The 18,091-nt window shown below is 65.4% G+C and carries 16 protein-coding genes; 15 read left to right on the forward strand and 1 reads right to left on the reverse strand.

Annotated features, from left to right (window positions below; all coding sequences use genetic code 11):
- The first annotated feature begins 52 nt into the window (after positions 1-52).
- The 6 genes from MKD38_RS17915 to MKD38_RS17940 all read left to right on the forward strand — a co-directional run bounded on the left by MKD38_RS17915 (position 53) and on the right by MKD38_RS17940 (position 7,290).
- On the forward strand, positions 53-463 hold the full coding sequence (locus MKD38_RS17915) for a RidA family protein (protein WP_116356842.1): 411 nt from the start codon (positions 53-55) through the stop codon (positions 461-463).
- A gap of 357 nt (positions 464-820) precedes the next feature.
- On the forward strand, positions 821-1,957 hold the full coding sequence (carA, locus tag MKD38_RS17920; protein ID WP_252678675.1) for a glutamine-hydrolyzing carbamoyl-phosphate synthase small subunit: 1,137 nt from the start codon (positions 821-823) through the stop codon (positions 1,955-1,957).
- Between the two features lie 35 nt (positions 1,958-1,992).
- Positions 1,993-2,670 carry a leucine efflux protein LeuE gene (gene leuE, locus MKD38_RS17925; protein ID WP_252678677.1) on the forward strand — a complete coding sequence of 226 codons (678 nt, stop codon included), beginning with the start codon at positions 1,993-1,995 and terminating at the stop codon, positions 2,668-2,670.
- A gap of 88 nt (positions 2,671-2,758) precedes the next feature.
- On the forward strand, positions 2,759-6,007 hold the full coding sequence (carB, locus tag MKD38_RS17930) for a carbamoyl-phosphate synthase large subunit (RefSeq protein WP_252678679.1): 3,249 nt from the start codon (positions 2,759-2,761) through the stop codon (positions 6,005-6,007).
- A 248-nt stretch (positions 6,008-6,255) separates the two neighbouring features.
- Positions 6,256-6,732: a transcription elongation factor GreA gene (gene greA, locus MKD38_RS17935; RefSeq protein ID WP_252678681.1), complete on the forward strand. Its 477-nt coding sequence runs from the start codon at positions 6,256-6,258 to the stop codon at positions 6,730-6,732.
- Between the two features lie 54 nt (positions 6,733-6,786).
- Positions 6,787-7,290: a DUF4149 domain-containing protein gene (locus MKD38_RS17940; protein WP_252678682.1), complete on the forward strand. Its 504-nt coding sequence runs from the start codon at positions 6,787-6,789 to the stop codon at positions 7,288-7,290.
- A 90-nt stretch (positions 7,291-7,380) separates the two neighbouring features.
- Here MKD38_RS17940 and MKD38_RS17945 read toward each other — a convergent pair whose 3' ends face one another.
- Positions 7,381-7,884 (reverse strand): YhbY family RNA-binding protein, encoded by a 504-nt coding sequence (locus tag MKD38_RS17945; protein ID WP_018007828.1) that lies wholly within the window; start codon positions 7,882-7,884, stop codon positions 7,381-7,383.
- 262 nt (positions 7,885-8,146) lie between these two features.
- Between MKD38_RS17945 and MKD38_RS17950 the strand changes: the two genes are divergently transcribed.
- The 9 genes from MKD38_RS17950 (at position 8,147) to phoU (ending at position 18,077) form a co-directional block, all read left to right on the forward strand.
- The gene (locus tag MKD38_RS17950; protein WP_092309409.1) at positions 8,147-8,812 is read left to right on the forward strand and encodes an RlmE family RNA methyltransferase; all 666 of its coding nucleotides are present in this window, start codon (positions 8,147-8,149) and stop codon (positions 8,810-8,812) included.
- Between the two features lie 157 nt (positions 8,813-8,969).
- Positions 8,970-10,853 (forward strand): ATP-dependent zinc metalloprotease FtsH, encoded by a 1,884-nt coding sequence (gene ftsH, locus MKD38_RS17955; RefSeq protein WP_012353229.1) that lies wholly within the window; start codon positions 8,970-8,972, stop codon positions 10,851-10,853.
- Between the two features lie 205 nt (positions 10,854-11,058).
- Entirely contained in the window at positions 11,059-11,850 is a 792-nt protein-coding gene (folP, locus tag MKD38_RS17960; RefSeq protein ID WP_252678759.1) for a dihydropteroate synthase, read from the forward strand.
- A gap of 63 nt (positions 11,851-11,913) precedes the next feature.
- A complete protein-coding gene (gene glmM, locus MKD38_RS17965; protein ID WP_252678683.1) occupies positions 11,914-13,257 on the forward strand; it encodes a phosphoglucosamine mutase in 1,344 nt (447 codons plus the stop codon).
- A gap of 231 nt (positions 13,258-13,488) precedes the next feature.
- Entirely contained in the window at positions 13,489-14,520 is a 1,032-nt protein-coding gene (gene pstS / locus MKD38_RS17970) for a phosphate ABC transporter substrate-binding protein PstS (protein WP_252678684.1), read from the forward strand.
- Between the two features lie 88 nt (positions 14,521-14,608).
- Entirely contained in the window at positions 14,609-15,577 is a 969-nt protein-coding gene (pstC, locus tag MKD38_RS17975; RefSeq protein ID WP_252678685.1) for a phosphate ABC transporter permease PstC, read from the forward strand.
- Between the two features lie 5 nt (positions 15,578-15,582).
- Positions 15,583-16,485 carry a phosphate ABC transporter permease PstA gene (pstA, locus tag MKD38_RS17980; RefSeq protein WP_252678686.1) on the forward strand — a complete coding sequence of 301 codons (903 nt, stop codon included), beginning with the start codon at positions 15,583-15,585 and terminating at the stop codon, positions 16,483-16,485.
- 51 nt (positions 16,486-16,536) lie between these two features.
- On the forward strand, positions 16,537-17,325 hold the full coding sequence (gene pstB / locus MKD38_RS17985) for a phosphate ABC transporter ATP-binding protein PstB (protein ID WP_012353223.1): 789 nt from the start codon (positions 16,537-16,539) through the stop codon (positions 17,323-17,325).
- Between the two features lie 47 nt (positions 17,326-17,372).
- On the forward strand, positions 17,373-18,077 hold the full coding sequence (gene phoU, locus MKD38_RS17990; RefSeq protein ID WP_111517617.1) for a phosphate signaling complex protein PhoU: 705 nt from the start codon (positions 17,373-17,375) through the stop codon (positions 18,075-18,077).
- Positions 18,078-18,091: the final 14 nt, after the last annotated feature.

An 18,091-nucleotide genomic window follows, 5' to 3' on the forward strand; every position in this document is an offset into this window, starting at 1 on the left:
TCCCATTGACCCATATTCCATTCACCCATACAAGCAACCACAGGGAAACGACATGAAGATCCTGCAGCCGCCCGACTGGGCGCCGCCGCGCGGCTACGCCAATGGCATGATGACCGAGATGCAGGCCGGCAGCCGGCTGCTGTTCATCAGCGGCCAGATCGGCTGGAACAGCCAGTGCGAATTCGAGACCGACGACTTCGGCCTGCAGGTGGCGCAGGCGCTGCGCAACGTGGTCGCGGTGCTGGCGGCCGGCGAGGCGCGGCCGGAACATATCGCGCGCATGACCTGGTATGTGAAGGACAAGGCCGAATATGTCGGCGCCTATGGGGCGATCGGCGAGCATTACCGCGCCATCATCGGCCGCCACTTCCCGGCGATGACGGCGGTCGAGGTCGCCGACCTGGTCGAGCCGCGCGCCAAGGTGGAAATCGAGGTCACGGCGGTGGTACCACCGCCGCGGTAATCCTGCGGCGGCAGGTGCAACCGGGAATGCGAGGACGGACGGAGCGGCGGGCGCCGGCGCGGCAGGATTGCCGCCTGCCGCGCGCAAGTCCTTGAAAACTTGAGAAATTGGGTGGCGCGGGATATAATTCGAAAGTTTCGCTTTCAGAACCCTTCACCCTAGCGCCTACCGCTTTCCACCTTCCGCCGCCCCCATCCGCGCCGCCATCGCCGTCTGCACCAAATGTGACGGGATGAGCATGTCGCGACCGGATCCGACCGCATCGGCGCAATGCCGCTGCCGCCGTCACGGATCCAGCCTGGGAGGCACGAGGCGTCGATTGGTCGGTCACGGGGTGAGTCCAGCAGGAGCCTACCCGTGTTACCGTCTTTTCCGTCCGCCATTCTCGCGCTAGCAGACGGCACGGTCTTTCGTGGCTATTCCATTGGCGCGTCCGGCCATACCATCGGCGAAGTGGTGTTCAACACCGCCATCACCGGTTACCAGGAAATCCTCACCGACCCGAGCTATTCGCGGCAGATCGTCACGCTGACGTATCCGCATATCGGCAACTACGGTGTCAATCCTGAGGATGTCGAAGCCACGAAAGTCCATGCCGCCGGCCTGATCATCAAGGATCTGCCGATCCTGGCCTCCAACTTCCGCAAGGAACACACCCTGGCCCACTACCTGAAGCAGGAAAAGGTGGTGGCGATCGCTGGCATCGATACGCGCAAGCTGACGCGTATCCTGCGCGATAAGGGCGCCCAGAACGGCTGCATCCTGGCCGGCGAGGACAACGTCCAGAAGGCCATCGACCTGGCCCGCTCGTTCCCTGGCCTGGCCGGCATGGACCTGGCCAAGGTGGTCTCGGTCAAGGAACCGTACGACTGGACCCAGTCCGAATGGAAACTGGGCGAAGGCTACGGCAAGCAGCAGCAGCCGCAGTTCCACGTGGTCGCCTATGACTACGGCGTCAAGTACAACATCCTGCGCATGCTGGCCGAGCGCGGCTGCAAGGTCACGGTGCTGCCGGCCCAGGCGAGCGCGGCCGACGCGCTGGCGCTGAATCCGGACGGCGTGTTCCTGTCCAACGGCCCTGGCGATCCCGAGCCGTGCGACTACGCCATCGCCGCCACGCGCGAGTTCATCGAGCGCGGCGTCCCGACCTTCGGCATCTGCCTGGGGCACCAGATCATGGCCCTTGCGGTCGGCGCCAAGACGCTGAAGATGAAGTTCGGCCACCACGGCGCCAACCACCCGGTCAAGGACCTGGACGACGGCCGCGTGGTGATCACGTCGCAGAACCACGGCTTCGCGGTCGACGCCGACACGCTGCCGGCGAACGTGCGCGTCACGCACAAGTCGCTGTTCGACGGCTCGCTGCAGGGTTTCGCGCTGACCGACAAGCCGGCGTTCTGCTTCCAGGGCCACCCGGAAGCCTCGCCCGGCCCGAACGACGTGGCTTACCTGTTCGACCGCTTCATCCAGCTGATGACCGACGCGCGCAAGTAAGCGCCCGGGAACAGCGAGAGACACCGGGACATCCCATGAACGCCTTCATGCATACCGCTTTCGGCATCACCGATTTCTGGACCTATGTGCTGGGCACGATCTTCATCGTGCTGCTGCCGGGGCCGAACTCGATGTACGTGCTGTCGGTGGCGGCGCAGCGCGGCGTGCGCGCCGGCTACAAAGGCGCGTGCGGGGTGTTCCTGGGCGATTTCGTGCTGATGGTGCTGTCGGCGGCGGGCGTGGCCTCGCTGCTCAAGGCCAGCCCGGCGCTGTTCTACGTGGTGAAGTACATCGGCGCGGCCTACCTGGCGTGGATCGGCTTCAACATGCTGCGCGGCGCGCTGCGCAGCTGGGCCGCGCGCGGCGATGCCGCCGGCGCGGCGGCAGTGCCGGCGGCATCGCCGGACCAGTCCGACCCGTTCCGCAAGGCGTTGCTGATCAGCCTGCTGAACCCGAAGGCGATCCTGTTCTTCATCTCGTTCTTCATCCAGTTCGTCGACCCGGCCTTTGCTTACCCGGTGCTGTCGTTCGGCGTGCTGGGGCTGGTGTGCCAGATCTGCAGCTTTGCCTACCTGACCACGATCATCTTCGTGGGCGCGAAGCTGGCCGAGGCGTTCCGGCGCCGCCGCCGGCTGTCGGCCGGCATGGCCAGCGGGGTAGGGGCGATGTTCATCGGCTTCGGCGCCAAGCTGGCCACGGCCACGATGAACTGAGCCAGACACATTTTCGAATCCGGACGGATTCCCTGATTACCGGCGCGGTCCGCAGGCAAGGCGGGCCGGCCCATAAAGAGAGCGTGCAATGCCAAAACGCACAGACATCAAGAGCATCCTGATCATCGGCGCGGGCCCCATCATCATCGGCCAGGCGTGCGAGTTCGACTATTCCGGCGCCCAGGCCTGCAAGGCCCTGCGCGAGGAAGGCTTCAAGGTCATCCTGGTCAACTCCAACCCGGCGACCATCATGACCGATCCCGCCACGGCCGACGTGACCTACATCGAGCCGATCACCTGGGAAGTGGTCGAACGCATCATCGAGAAGGAGCGCCCGGATGCGATCCTGCCGACCATGGGCGGCCAGACCGCGCTGAACTGCGCGCTGGACCTGCATCGCCATGGCGTGCTGGACAAGTACAAGGTGGAGCTGATCGGCGCGTCGCCCGAAGCCATCGACAAGGCCGAGGACCGCCAGAAGTTCAAGGACGCGATGACCAAGATCGGCCTGGGCTCGGCCAAGTCCGGCATCGCCCACTCGATGGACGAGGCCGTGGCCGTGCAGGCCCACATCGCCCAGGAGACCGGCACCAGCGGCTACCCGATCGTGATCCGCCCGTCGTTCACGCTGGGCGGCACCGGCGGCGGCATCGCCTACAACCGCGAAGAGTTCGAAGAGATCTGCAAGCGCGGCCTGGACCTGTCGCCCACGCGCGAGCTGCTGATCGAGGAATCGCTGCTGGGCTGGAAAGAGTACGAGATGGAAGTGGTCCGCGACAAGCAGGACAACTGCATCATCATCTGCTCGATCGAGAACCTGGACCCGATGGGCATCCACACCGGCGACTCGATCACCGTCGCGCCGGCGCAGACCCTGACCGACAAGGAATACCAGATCCTGCGCAACGCCTCGCTGGCAGTGCTGCGCGAGATCGGCGTCGATACCGGCGGATCCAACGTGCAGTTCTCGATCAACCCGAAGGACGGTCGCATGATCGTCATCGAGATGAACCCGCGCGTGTCGCGTTCGTCGGCGCTGGCCTCCAAGGCCACCGGCTTCCCGATCGCCAAGGTCGCGGCCAAGCTGGCGGTCGGCTACACGCTCGACGAGCTGAAGAACGAGATCACCGGCGGTGCCACCCCGGCCTCGTTCGAGCCCTCGATCGACTACGTCGTCACCAAGGTGCCGCGCTTCGCCTTCGAGAAATTCCCGCAGGCCGACAGCCACCTGACCACCCAGATGAAGTCGGTGGGCGAGGTGATGGCGATGGGCCGCACCTTCCAGGAATCGTTCCAGAAGGCCCTGCGCGGGCTGGAAGTGGGCGTCGACGGCCTGGACGAGAAGTCCACCGATCGCGACGAGATCGTCGAGGAGATCGGCGAGCCGGGCCCGGACCGCATCTGGTACGTGGGCGACGCGTTCCGCCTGGGCATGTCGCTGGAAGAGGTCTATCACGAGACCGCCATCGATCCGTGGTTCCTGGCCCAGATCGAGGACATCGTCCGCACCGAAGGCCTGGTCAAGTCGCGCACGCTTGACAGCCTGTCGACCGCCGAACTGCGCTTCCTGAAGCAGAAGGGCTTCTCCGACCGCCGCCTGGCGCGGCTGCTGAAAACCGACGCCAAGGCCGTGCGCGAGGCGCGCATCGCCCAGAACGTGCGCCCGGTCTACAAGCGCGTCGATACCTGCGCGGCCGAATTCGCCACCAACACCGCCTACATGTACTCGACCTACGAGGCCGAGCATGGCGAGTGCGAGGCGGCGCCGACCGACAAGAAGAAGATCATGGTGCTGGGCGGCGGCCCGAACCGGATCGGCCAGGGCATCGAGTTCGACTACTGCTGCGTGCACGCCGCGCTGGCGCTGCGCGAGGACGGGTACGAGACCATCATGGTCAACTGCAACCCGGAAACCGTGTCGACCGACTATGACACCTCGGACCGGCTGTATTTCGAGCCGGTGACGCTGGAAGACGTGCTGGAGATCGTCGCGATCGAGAAGCCGGTCGGCGTGATCGTGCAGTACGGCGGCCAGACCCCGCTGAAGCTGGCGCTGGACCTGGAAGCCAACGGCGTGCCCATCATCGGCACCAGCCCCGACATGATCGACGCGGCCGAAGACCGCGAGCGCTTCCAGAAGCTGCTGCAGGACCTGGGCCTGCGCCAGCCGCCCAACCGCACCGCGCGTGCCGAGGACGAGGCGCTGCGCCTGGCCGAGGAAATCGGCTACCCGCTGGTGGTGCGCCCGTCGTACGTGCTGGGCGGCCGCGCCATGGAAATCGTGCACGAGCCGCGCGACCTCGAGCGCTACATGCGCGAGGCCGTCAAGGTCTCGCACGATTCGCCGGTGCTGCTCGACCGCTTCCTGAACGACGCCATCGAGTGCGATGTCGACGCCCTGTGCGACGGCAAGCGCGTCTTTATCGGTGGCGTGATGGAGCACATCGAGCAGGCCGGCGTGCACTCGGGCGACTCCGCCTGCTCGCTGCCGCCGTACTCGCTGTCGGCCGAGACCGTGGCCGAACTGAAGCGCCAGACCGAGGCCATGGCCAAGGCCCTGAACGTGGTCGGCCTGATGAACGTGCAGTTCGCGATCCAGCAGAACAACGGTGTCGACACCGTCTACGTGCTGGAAGTGAACCCGCGTGCCTCGCGTACCGTGCCATACGTGTCCAAGGCCACCGGCATGCAACTGGCCAAGATCGCCGCGCGCTGCATGGCCGGCCAGTCGCTCGACGAGCAGGGGATTGCTGACGAGGTCATCCCGCCGTACTACAGCGTCAAGGAAGCGGTGTTCCCGTTCAACAAGTTCCCGGGCGTGGATCCGGTCCTCGGACCTGAAATGCGCTCGACCGGCGAAGTGATGGGCGTGGGCAAGAGCTTCGGCGAGGCCCTGTTCAAGAGCCAGCTGGCCGCGGGCTCGCGCCTGCCGGAGAAGGGCGCCGTGCTGATCACAGTGAAGGACAGCGACAAGCCGCGCGCCGTGGCCGTGGCCCGCATGCTGCACGACATGGGCTACCCGATCGTCGCCACGCGCGGCACCGCCTCGGCGATCGAGGCAGCCGGCATCCCGGTCAAGGTGGTCAACAAGGTCAAGGACGGCCGTCCGCATATCGTGGACATGATCAAGAACGGCGAACTGGCGCTGGTGTTCACCACCGTGGACGAAACCCGCGGCGCGATCGCTGATTCGCGCTCGATCCGTATCTCGGCGCTGGCACACCGCATTCCTTACTACACCACCATCGCCGGCGCGCGCGCCGCGGTAGAGGGCCTGAAGCACATGCAGAGCCTGGAGGTGTACGACCTGCAGGGCCTGCATGCCTCGCTGGCCTGATGCCGTCAAGGTAAGGAAGCAACACATCGCATAAGGGCCGGCCGCATTGCGGCGGCCCCGCCCCAGGAAGCCCGCCGGAGTTGCTGCCGGCGGGCTTCCTGGCCTAAACTACGTCAAATTCGTCGATCGAACCGGCGTGCCCGCGTTCGATCCTGTCTGAAAGCCGCGGTTGAGCGGAAGTGCCCTGGCGGGGTTTGCCGGGGATGGCTCCAGCTCCGCTGCGGCTCATTTTTTTGTTGAACGAAGACATGAGCACCATTCCGATTACCAAGCGTGGCGCCGAGCTGCTCAAGGAAGAGCTGCAGCGCCTCAAGGCTGTCGAGCGTCCGGCGGTGATCAATGCCATCTCCGAAGCACGCGCCCAGGGCGACCTGTCCGAAAACGCCGAATACGACGCCGCCAAGGAAAAGCAGGCTTTTATCGAAGGCCGCATCCTCGAAGTAGAGTCGAAGCTGTCGACCGCGCAGGTTATCGACCCGACCCAGCTGGATACGGACGGCCGCATCGTCTTCGGCGCCACCGTCGACCTGGAAGACCTGGAGTCCGGCAAGCCGGTCAGCTACCAGATCGTGGGCGACGACGAGGCCGACCTCGATACTGGCAAGATCTCGGTCAGTTCGCCGATCGCGCGCGCGCTGATCGGCAAGTTCGAAGGCGACGTCGCCACCGTGCTGGCCCCGGGCGGCGAGCGCGAGTACGAAGTCATTACCGTTCGCTACATCTGATGCCGGCCCGGCCGGCGGGCTTGCGCCTGTGCTGGCCACCGGAAAGGCCGGCTTGTGTTCTCCAGTTCCTATAACAACCTGCCGCCGCTGCCGCACCGCATCTTCCTGTTGCTGACGGTGGTGTGGGCAGGCAGCCTGTGGACCGTCGGCTACATGGTGGCGCCGACGCTGTTTTCAGTGCTGCCCAGCCGCGAGATGGCGGGCATGATCGCCGGGCACCTGTTCCATACCGAAGCCATCGTCGGTGTGACCATCGGCGTGCTGCAGCTGGTGCTGTGCAACGTCATGATCCGGCGCGGCGCCCAGCGCTATCGCGGTCTGCGCTGGCTGGTGCTGGGCATGCTGTGCTGCGTGCTGGTCGGTTACTTCGGTACCCAGCCGTTCATGGGCAGCCTGAAGGAAAAGGCGCTGGCGCTGGGCGTGGGGGTGTCGGAATCGCCGTACCAGGCGCAATTCGGCATGCTGCACGGCGTGTCGAGCGCCTTTTACCTGCTGCAAAGCCTGCTGGCGCTGGTACTGGTGTGGCGCGCTTCGGCGCCGCGTTCGGCCGGGGAGTGAGCCCGGGAGTGAGGCCGGGCACGGCCGCTGGTGCGGCGTGCCGGCATCGGGGCGTCTGGCGGCGCCCGCTTGTTTATGGCTGCCGGGGCTTCAGCCCAGCGCCTTCTTCTTCTGGCTGGTCGGGCGGGCGCGCGAGCGCTTCACATTGCCGCCGGCGGTGACGCGCTCGTTGCCAAGCACCGTGACTTCCTTGCGGGTCGGGCGGCGGTTGGGTGCGGCGCTGGGCTTCTTCACCGTCACCGTGCGCGGGGCGGCGCCGCCGCGGCGCGCGGGCGTGTGCCGGCCGAGATCTTCGGCCTGGTTTTCCTTCAGGCGGGCTTCGCCCGGACGCCAGACCACCAGCAGCTTGCCGATATGCTGGATCGGTGCGGCGCTGAGCTGGTCGCAGATTTCTTCGTAGATGGCGATGCGCGCTTCGCGGTCGTCACCGAACACGCGGATCTTGATCAGGTCGTGGGCCGCCAGGCTGCGGTCGATCTCGGCCAGCACGGCGCGGGTCAGGCCTTCGGCGCCGACCATCACCACCGGGTTCAGGGCATGGGCACGGGAGCGCAGGTCGGAGCGCTGGGCGGGGACTAGTTGTAGAGCGGGCATAGGTTGGCGCTGGATAAGGCGCTTGAAATAGTGATAGAGCGCTTGGCGCTGGTAATCGGGCGCTGCCGCCCGCGCCGGTCGTGACACGGCGCACGGGAACAGGCTGCCGGCGGCCACCGGTTGGCGGCAAGCCGGGATGCGGATTGGCGCGTATTATCCGTCAATCCGGCACTGTCGGGCAGCAAAATCATCAAAACAGTAGGAAAACCTGCGCCGCCGGCACCACCGGCGTGCGCGGGCAGGGAACAGGCTGGTATTTGGCATGGCAAAGAACAAGTTCAACCATTCGTGGCTGCACGACCACATCAACGATCCGTACGTCAAAATGGCGCAGCGCGAAGGCTACCGTGCCCGCGCGGCTTACAAGCTCAAGGAGATCGACGAGCAGGACAAGCTGATCCGCCCGGGCCAGGTCATCGTCGACCTGGGCGCGGCGCCGGGCAGCTGGAGCCAGTACGCCCGCAACAAGCTGGCGGACTCCCCGCGGGCCAAGGATGGCCGGATTGACGGCGCGGTCGTGGCGATCGACCTGCTGCCCATGGAGCCTGTCGCCGACGTCACTTTCATCCAGGGCGATTTCCGTGAGGAGTCGGTCTTTCGCGAACTCGAAAGTGTGGTGCTGGACGCCTCCGGCGGTAACAAGATCGACCTTGTTTTGTCCGACATGGCCCCCAACTTGTCCGGTGTGGCCTCCGCCGACGCCGCCCGGATCGAGTACCTGTGCGACCTGGCGCTTGAATTCGCGCAGGCCCACCTTAAGCCGGAGGGGGCATTGCTGGTAAAGTGTTTCCACGGGAGCGGCTACAGCCAGATCGTGGAAAAGTTCAAACGGCAGTTCAAAGTGGTCGCGAAGCGCAAGCCCAAGGCGTCGCGCGACAAGTCTTCCGAAACCTTTATCCTTGGGCGCTACCTCAAGGCAGTGGATTGACCGATCTCGATACAAGCCAGGGCGGAATAAGAAATGTAGAGGGAAATACCCTCACCCGGTGCTATCGGCATCATAGTTTCTCTGTTTCCCCTCGAGGGCGGGGGCTGCATTACAATGCAGCTATCCGTTGGCAAGGCAATTGCAAAGGAGTTCGGCCTTGAATAACAACCTGTTTCAAAAGGCGGCAATCTGGCTCGTGATCGCGCTGGTGTTGTTTACCGTCTTCAAGCAGTTCGACAAGCCCCGTGCGCAGGACAGCGTCACCTATTCGCAGTTCATGGATGACGCCAAGAACGGCAAGGTGTCGCGCGTCGACGTGCAGGGCCGCAACCTGGTAGTCTCGCCCAAGGAAGGGGCCAAGTACACCATCATCTCGCCGGGCGACATCTGGATGGTCGGCGACCTGATGAAGTACGGCGTGCAGGTCACCGGCAAGGCGGACGACGAACCCAACGTGCTGGTCCAGGCCCTGTATTACCTCGGGCCGACCCTGCTGATCATCGTGTTCTGGTTCTACATGATGCGTCAGATGCAGGGTGGTGGAAAAGGCGGCGCATTCTCATTCGGCAAGTCGCGCGCGCGGCTGATCGACGAGAACCAGAACGCCGTCACGTTCCAGGACGTGGCCGGCTGCGACGAGTCCAAGGAAGAAGTGGTCGAGCTGGTCGACTTCCTCAAGGATCCGCAGAAATTCCAGAAGCTGGGCGGCCGCATCCCGCGCGGCGTGCTGCTGGTCGGTCCTCCGGGTACCGGCAAGACGCTGCTCGCGCGTGCCATCGCCGGCGAAGCCAAGGTGCCGTTCTTCAGCATCTCCGGTTCCGACTTCGTTGAAATGTTCGTCGGCGTGGGCGCGGCGCGTGTGCGCGACATGTTCGAGAACGCCAAGAAGCAGGCCCCCTGCATCGTGTTCATCGATGAAATCGACGCCGTCGGCCGCCATCGTGGGGCCGGCATGGGCGGCGGCAACGACGAGCGCGAGCAGACCCTGAACCAGATGCTGGTCGAGATGGACGGCTTCGAGGCCAACTCGGGCGTGATCGTGATCGCCGCGACCAACCGTGCCGACGTGCTCGACAAGGCGCTGCTGCGTCCGGGCCGTTTCGACCGCCAGGTCTACGTGGGCCTGCCGGACATCCGCGGCCGCGAGCAGATCCTGAAGGTCCATATGCGCAAGGTGCCGATCGGCAACGACGTCGACGCTTCGGTGATCGCGCGCGGTACCCCGGGCTTCTCGGGTGCCGACCTGGCCAACCTGGTCAACGAGGCCGCCCTGTTTGCCGCCCGCCGCAACAAGCGCGTGGTCGACATGCAGGACTTCGAGGACGCCAAGGACAAGATCTACATGGGTCCGGAGCGCAAGTCGACGGTCATGCGCGAGGAAGAGCGTCGTGCCACGGCTTACCACGAATCCGGCCATGCGGTGGTGGCCAAGCTGCTGCCCAAGGCGGATCCGGTGCACAAGGTCACCATCATGCCGCGCGGCTGGGCGCTGGGCGTGACCTGGCAACTGCCCGAGCATGACAAGTATTCGAAGTACAAGGACAGCATGCTGGAAGAGGTCGCCATCCTGTTCGGCGGCCGCGCGGCGGAAGAGGTCTTCCTCAACGCCATGAGCACCGGCGCTTCCAATGACTTCGAGCGCGCCACCAAGATCGCCCGCGACATGGTGACCCGCTTCGGCATGAGCGATTCGCTCGGCGCCATGGTCTACGTCGATACCGAGCAGGACGGCATGTTCGGCAAGCTGTCGTCGAAGACCGTGTCGGAAGCCACGCAGCAGAAGGTCGACGCCGAGATCCGCCGCATCATCGACGAGCAATACGCGCTGGCCAAGCGCCTGCTCGAAGAGAACCGCGACAAGGTCGAAGCCATGACCAACGCGCTGATGGAATGGGAAACCATCGACGCCGACCAGGTCAACGACATCATGGCCGGCAAGCCGCCGCGTCCGCCGCGCAGCGCGTCGGGCCCGAACGGTGGCGGCAGCACGCCTTCGGGCGGCTCGCCGGTGGCGCCGACCAACGCGCCCGCCACGGCCTGACCCGGCGCTCGTCCCGCTGACGACGCTGTAGCGATGGCTGTGTAGTGCCTCCCCCTGAAGCCGGTGCCGGGTGCACCGGCTTTTCCTTTTTGAGCGGCCCAGCCGCGCGCATCGCCAGAGCCTTCCTACCTTGCAGCAGACCACTCAGACCCGGCACTTCCAGTGCGGCCGTTTCCGTTTTGCCCTGGACCAGCGTCCGCTGGTGATGGGCATCCTCAACGTCACGCCCGACTCCTTTTCCGACGGCGGCCAGCACGCCAGCCGCGACGCGGCGCTGCGCCATGCCGAGCAGATGATTGCCGAGGGCGTCGACATCATCGACATCGGCGGGGAATCCAGCCGGCCCGGTTCGGCGGCGCTGCCGCTGGCGGAGGAACTGGCACGCGTGATCCCCGTGGTCGAAGCGCTGCGCGATTGCGGCAAGCCGCTGTCGATCGACACCTACAAGCCCGAAGTCATGCGCGCCGCGCTTGCGGCCGGAGCCGATCTCATCAACGATATCTGGGGCTTGCGCATGCCGGGGGCGGTCGAGGCGGTGGCCGGCGGACAGGCGGGCCTGTGCGTGATGCATATGCAGCGCGATCCGCAGACCATGCAGGAAGACCCGCACTACGACGATGTGGTCGCCGAAGTCGCGCAGTTCCTGGCCGGGCGCGTCGCCGTGCTGCGCGCCGCCGGGATCGACGATGCCCGGATCTGCCTCGATCCGGGATTTGGCTTCGGCAAGACACCGGATCATAATTTGCGCCTGCTCGGGCAGTTGCCGAAGCTGGCGCTCGAGGGCCTGCCGGTGCTGGCGGGCATCTCGCGCAAGTCCACCCTGGGCGTCATCCTGGGCGGCCGGCCGCCGCAGCAGCGCATCGCCGCCAGCATTGCCGCGGCGGTCTGTGCGGTGGAGCGCGGTGCGTTGATCGTGCGGGTGCATGATGTGCAGCAGACCGTCGATGCCGTGAAGACCTGGTGGGCCGTGCGCAACGAATCCGTTAGCGCGGGCTGAGCCGGGCGCCGACGCCGGTCAGTGCCACCAAGACAGAACACAGAAGAGAAAGGGAAACAAAGAATGACACGCAAGTATTTCGGGACCGACGGCGTGCGGGGCAAGGTCGGTGATGCGCCGATCACGCCTGACTTCGTGATGCGGCTGGGCCATGCCGCGGGCAAGGTGCTGGCGCACGGCGCCAGGACCGGGCAGGGCAAGCCCACCGTGCTGATCGGCAAGGACACGCGCATTTCGGGCTATATGCTGGAAGCAGCGCTGGAGGCCGGCTTTACCTCGGCGGGCGTGCATGTGCTGTTGACCGGCCCGCTGCCGACCCCCGGCATCGCCTACCTGACGCGGGCGCTGCGGCTGTCGGCCGGCGTGGTGATCTCGGCCAGCCACAACCCCTACTACGACAACGGCATCAAGTTTTTCTCGGCCAGCGGCGACAAGCTGCCCGACGCGGTCGAGGCGGCGATCGAAGCGGCCCTCGACGAGCCCATGGTGTGCGCCCCGTCCGACGACCTGGGGCGCGCCCGCCGCATCGACGATGCCGCCGGCCGCTATATCGAATTCTGCAAGAGCACCTTCCCGTACGAGCAGGACCTGCATGGCCTGAAGCTGGTGGTCGACTGCGCCCATGGCGCGGCCTATCACATCGCGCCGCCGGTGTTCCATGAACTGGGCGCCGACGTGGTCGCCATCGGCAACCAGCCGAACGGCCGCAATATCAACGCCGGCTACGGCGCCACCGCGCCGGAGAAGCTGATCGAGGCGGTCAAGGCCAACGGCGCCGACTTGGGCCTGGCCTTCGATGGCGACGCGGATCGGCTGCAGGTGGTGGATGCGGATGGCCGGCTCTACAACGGCGACGAGCTGCTGTATCTGATCGTGCGCGACCGCCTGGCCGCCGGGCAGGCGGTTCCCGGCGCGGTCGGCACGCTGATGACCAATATGGCGGTGGAACTGGCGCTCAAGCGCGAGGGCGTCGATTTCGTGCGCGCCAAGGTGGGCGACCGCTATGTGCTGGAGGAGCTGAACAAGCGCAAGTGGACGCTGGGCGGCGAGGGCTCCGGCCACCTGCTGTGCCTGGATCGCCACAGCACGGGCGACGGCATCGTGTCGGCGCTGCAGGTGCTGGGCGCACTGCGCCGCAGCGGCAAGACCCTGGCGCAACTGCTCGAGGGCGTGACGCTGTTCCCGCAGACGCTGATCAATGTGCGCGTGCAGAAAGGTTTCGACTGGCAGACCCATGCCGGCCTGCAGGCGGCGCGTGCCGCGGTGGAACCGGAACTGGGGGGCCGCGGCCGGGTGCTGATCCGTGCCTCGGGCACCGAGCCCGTGGTGCGCGTGATGGTCGAGGCGGAGCAGGCCGAAATGGCCGAGCGCGCGGCAAGGAAGCTGGCAGACGCGCTGGGTGCCTGATAGCGCCCATCCGAGAAACGAACGCCGGGCTCGCCCCGGCGTTTTTTTGCTCGATTGCGCAATTAACCGCCGTCATATTCGGCGCATGGCGAGGCGGGACCATCCCGTCATTACCTTGCTGCAGGCCAGTTTCAAGAAGATTTGAAGATGTCACGGAATTGTCATACAGGCAGCATAAAGTTCGTCTTGTCAAAAATTTGTCATTCCCAACCAATGTTCTCTGGAGGACATATGAAGCTGGTCAAGACTGCCGTGGCAGGCATCGTTTCGATGGTGGTAGCGGGTACTGCGTTCGCGGCGGAAATTACCGGTGCAGGCGCTTCCTTCCCGGCGCCCGTGTATTCCAAGTGGGCCGACGCATATAACAAAGCAACGGGCAACAAGGTCAACTATCAATCCATCGGCTCGTCGGGCGGCATCAAGCAGATCGGTGCCAAGACGGTCGATTTCGGCGCCTCGGACGCGCCGCTGAAGGACGAGGACCTGAACAAGCAGGGTCTGGTCCAGTTCCCGACCGTGATCGGCGGCGTGGTGCCGGTGATCAACCTGCAGGGCGTGAAGCCGGGCGAATTGACCATCACCGGCGAGGTGCTGGCCAATATCTACCTCGGCAAGATCAAGAAGTGGGACGACCCCGCCATCAAGGCGCTGAACCCGCAAGCCAAGCTGCCGACCCAGGACATCCTGCCGGTGCGCCGTGCCGACGGTTCGGGCACCACCTTCATCTTCACCAACTACCTTTCCAAGGTCAGCGCTGACTGGAAGGGCACGGTCGGCGAGGGCACCACGGTCAACTGGCCGGGCGGCGGCACCGGCGGCAAGGGCAACGAGGGCGTGGCCGCCTTCGTGCAGCGCCTGAATGGCGCCATCGGCTATGTCGAGTACGCCTACGCCAAGCAGAACAAGATGACCCACGTGAACATGAAGAACGCGTCGGGTGCCGTGGTCAAGCCGGGTGACGACGCCTTCAAGGCCGCCGCCGCCGGTGCGGACTGGAGCAAGAGCTACTACCAGATCCTGACCAACCAGCCGGGCAAGGACGCCTGGCCGATCGCCGGCGCCACCTTCATCCTGGTGCACAAGAACCAGGACAAGCCGGCGCAGGGCGCGGAAGTGCTGAAGTTCTTCGACTGGGCCTACAAGAACGGCACCGGCATGGCTGCCGACCTGGATTACGTGCCGCTGCCGGAGAACGTGGTCAACCAGATCCGCACGACCTGGAAGACCATCGTGAAGGACGCTTCGGGCAAGGCGCTGTATTGATCTGAAGGCATCGCCGGCCCGCGCCAGCGCGCGGCCGGCATCCGCTCCCGCCCCGGCGGGAGCGGCGATCCACCCTGAATTCTCCGACATGGCGACTATCCCCTCCGACACCCGCAACGTCCAGCCCCCGAGCCGCATGGGCGACATCCTGTTCGGCGGCCTGACGCGGGGCGCCGCGATCGTGACGCTGCTGCTGCTCGGCGGCATCATCGTCTCGCTCGCGATCAGCGCCTGGCCCTCGATCGAGGCCTTCGGCGCGCGCTTCCTGTGGTCCGCGGAGTGGGATCCTCCCGCCGATGTCTATGGTGCGCTGGTGCCCATCTACGGCACCATCGTGACCTCGCTGATCGCACTGATCATCGCGGTGCCGGTCAGCTTCGGCATCGCCCTGTTCCTGACCGAGCTGTCGCCGGCCTGGCTGCGCCGCCCGCTCGGCACCGCTATCGAGCTGCTGGCCGCGGTGCCGTCGATCGTGTACGGCATGTGGGGCCTGCTCGTGTTCGCGCCGATCTTCGGCGAGTATTTCCAGAAGCCGCTGGCGGCCACGGTGGGCCAGTTGCCGCTGATCGGCAAGCTGTTCCAGGGCGCTCCGCTGGGCATTGGCCTGCTGTGCGCGGGCGTGATCCTGGCGATCATGATCATTCCGTACATCGCCTCGGTGATGCGCGACGTGTTCGAAGTCACCCCGGTGCTGCTCAAGGAATCCGCCTACGGCGTGGGCTGCACTACCTGGGAAGTGATGTGGAACGTGGTGCTGCCCTACACCCGCGCCGGCGTCATCGGCGGCGTGATGCTGGGCCTGGGCCGCGCACTGGGCGAGACCATGGCCGTCACCTTCGTGATCGGCAACACCAACCTGCTGGACAGCGCCTCGCTGTTCTCGCCGGGCAACAGCATCACCTCGGCGCTCGCCAACGAGTTCGCCGAAGCCGGCGCCGGCCTGCATACGGCCGCGCTGATGGAACTGGGCCTGATCCTGTTCTTCATCACCTTCGTGGTGCTGGCGCTGTCCAAGCTGTTGCTGCTGCGACTGGCCAAGAATGAGGGCGCAAAATGAGCCAAATGACCCAAGCGAGCCAGGCCATGTCTTCCGTATCGATTCCCGCCGTCCGTCCCGATGCCGATGCCGTGCGCGCGCGCCTGCAGGGCCGCCGCCGCCGCGTCAACCTGTACGCGCTGAGCGCCTCGCTGGTGGCGATGGGCTTCGGCCTGTTCTGGCTGGCGTGGATCCTGTGGACCACCGTCACGCTGGGCGTGGGCGGGCTGTCGCTGGACCTGTTCACGCAGATGACGCCGGCCCCCAACACCGCCGGCGGCGGCCTCGCCAATGCCATCTTCGGCAGCTTCGTGATGGTCGGCATGGCCACGCTGTTCGGCACGCCGCTGGGCATCCTGGCGGGCATCTACCTGGCCGAGTACGGCAAGAGTTCGCCGCTGGCCAGCCTTATCCGATTTATCAACGACATCCTGCTGTCGGCGCCGTCGATCGTGATCGGCCTGTTCGTCTACGCGCTGGTGGTGACCCGCATGGGCCACTTCTCGGGCTGGGCCGGCATCTGCGCGCTGGCGCTGTTGCAGGTGCCGATCGTGGTGCGCACCACCGAGAACATGCTGAATCTGGTGCCCAACGCGCTGCGCGAGGCCGCGTTCGCGCTGGGCACGCCCAAGTGGAAGATGGTGCTGTCGATCACGGTGAAGTCATCGTACGCGGGAATTGTGACCGGCGTATTGCTGGCCGTGGCCCGTATCGCCGGCGAAACCGCGCCGCTGCTGTTCACCGCGCTGTCCAACCAGTTCTGGACCAGCGACCTGAACAAGCCGATGGCCAACCTGCCGGTGACGATCTTCCGCTTCGCCATGAGCCCGTTCACCGAATGGCAGCAACTGGCCTGGGCGGGTGTGTTCCTGATTACGATCGGCGTGCTGGCCCTGAATATCCTGGCGCGCATCCTGTTCAAGAAATAAGCGGCGCGCCCGTCATCCGGACCGCCCCAAGACTGCAAGCGAGAAAACGCAATGACCTCCACCGTCATCGACATTCCCGATTCGGTTCGCGCCAAGATCGACGTGCGCAACCTGAACTTCTACTACGGCCAGTTCCATGCCCTGAAGAACATCAACATGTCGATCCCGGACCGCAAGGTCACGGCCTTCATCGGCCCGTCGGGATGCGGCAAGTCGACGCTGCTGCGTACCTTCAACAAGATGTACGCGCTCTATCCCGAGCAGCGTGCCGAGGGCGAGATCAACATGGACGGCGACAACCTGCTGACCGCCAAGCAGGACATCGCGCTGCTGCGCGCCAAGGTCGGCATGGTGTTCCAGAAGCCGACGCCGTTCCCGATGTCGATCTATGACAACATCGCCTTCGGCGTGCGCCTGTTCGAGAAGCTCTCGCGCTCGGAAATGGACGATCGCGTGGAATGGGCGCTGACCAAGGCGGCGCTGTGGAACGAGGCCAAGGACAAGCTGCACCAGTCGGGCTACGGCCTGTCCGGCGGCCAGCAGCAGCGCCTGTGCATCGCGCGCGGCATCGCCATCCGCCCCGAAGTGCTGCTGCTGGACGAGCCGTGCTCGGCGCTGGATCCGATTTCCACCGGCCGCATCGAAGAGCTGATCGCCGAGTTGAAGGACGAGTACACCGTGGTGATCGTCACGCACAACATGCAGCAGGCTGCGCGCTGCTCGGACTACACCGCCTACATGTACCTGGGCGAGCTGATCGAGTTCGGCGAGACCGAGAAGATCTTCATCAAGCCGCACCGCAAGGAAACGGAAGACTACATCACCGGCCGCTTCGGCTGACAGGCAGGGCAGGGACTAGCATATCCATAAGCGCCCAGGAGAATCCCATGACTGACAAGCACCTGTCGACCCAGTTCGACGCAGACCTCAACGCCATCAACACCAAGCTGCTGCAGATGGGCGGGCTGGTGGAGTCGCAGATCGAACTCGCCATGCGTGCGCTGACCGACTTCGACGCCGACATCGCCGACCAGGTGATCGCCCGGGAGATCCAGCTCAATGCGCTGGAAGTCGAGATCGACGCCGATTGCGGCAACATCATCGCGCGGCGCCAGCCGACGGCGCGCGACCTGCGCCTGGTGATGGCCATCTCCAAGACCATCACCAATCTGGAGCGCGCCGGCGACGAGGCCGAGAAGATCGCCAAGCGCACCAAGCACATCATGGAAGATGCGTCGGCGCACAGCATCAACTACGCCGAGGTCAAGCTCTCGGGCGAGATGGCGATCGCGCTGCTGCGCCAGGCGCTCGACGCCTTCGCGCGCCTGGACACGGTCGCGGCGGCGCGCATCGTCAAGGATGACAAGGCCATCGACGAGGAATTCCGCGGCTTCGTGCGCAAGCTGATCACGTACATGATGGAAGACCCGCGCACGATCTCGGTCGCGCTGGATTTCCTGTTCATCGCCAAGGCTGTCGAGCGCATCGGCGATCACGCCAAGAACATCGCGGAATTTATCATTTACATTGTCAAGGGGACGGACGTCCGCCATGTCTCGCGCGAGGACATGGAGCGCGAAGCGCTGAGCTGAATACAGCCGCCCAC

It is taken from the genome of Cupriavidus sp. WGlv3 (genome assembly GCF_023952475.1).
GTDB lineage: Bacteria > Pseudomonadota > Gammaproteobacteria > Burkholderiales > Burkholderiaceae > Cupriavidus > Cupriavidus phytorum.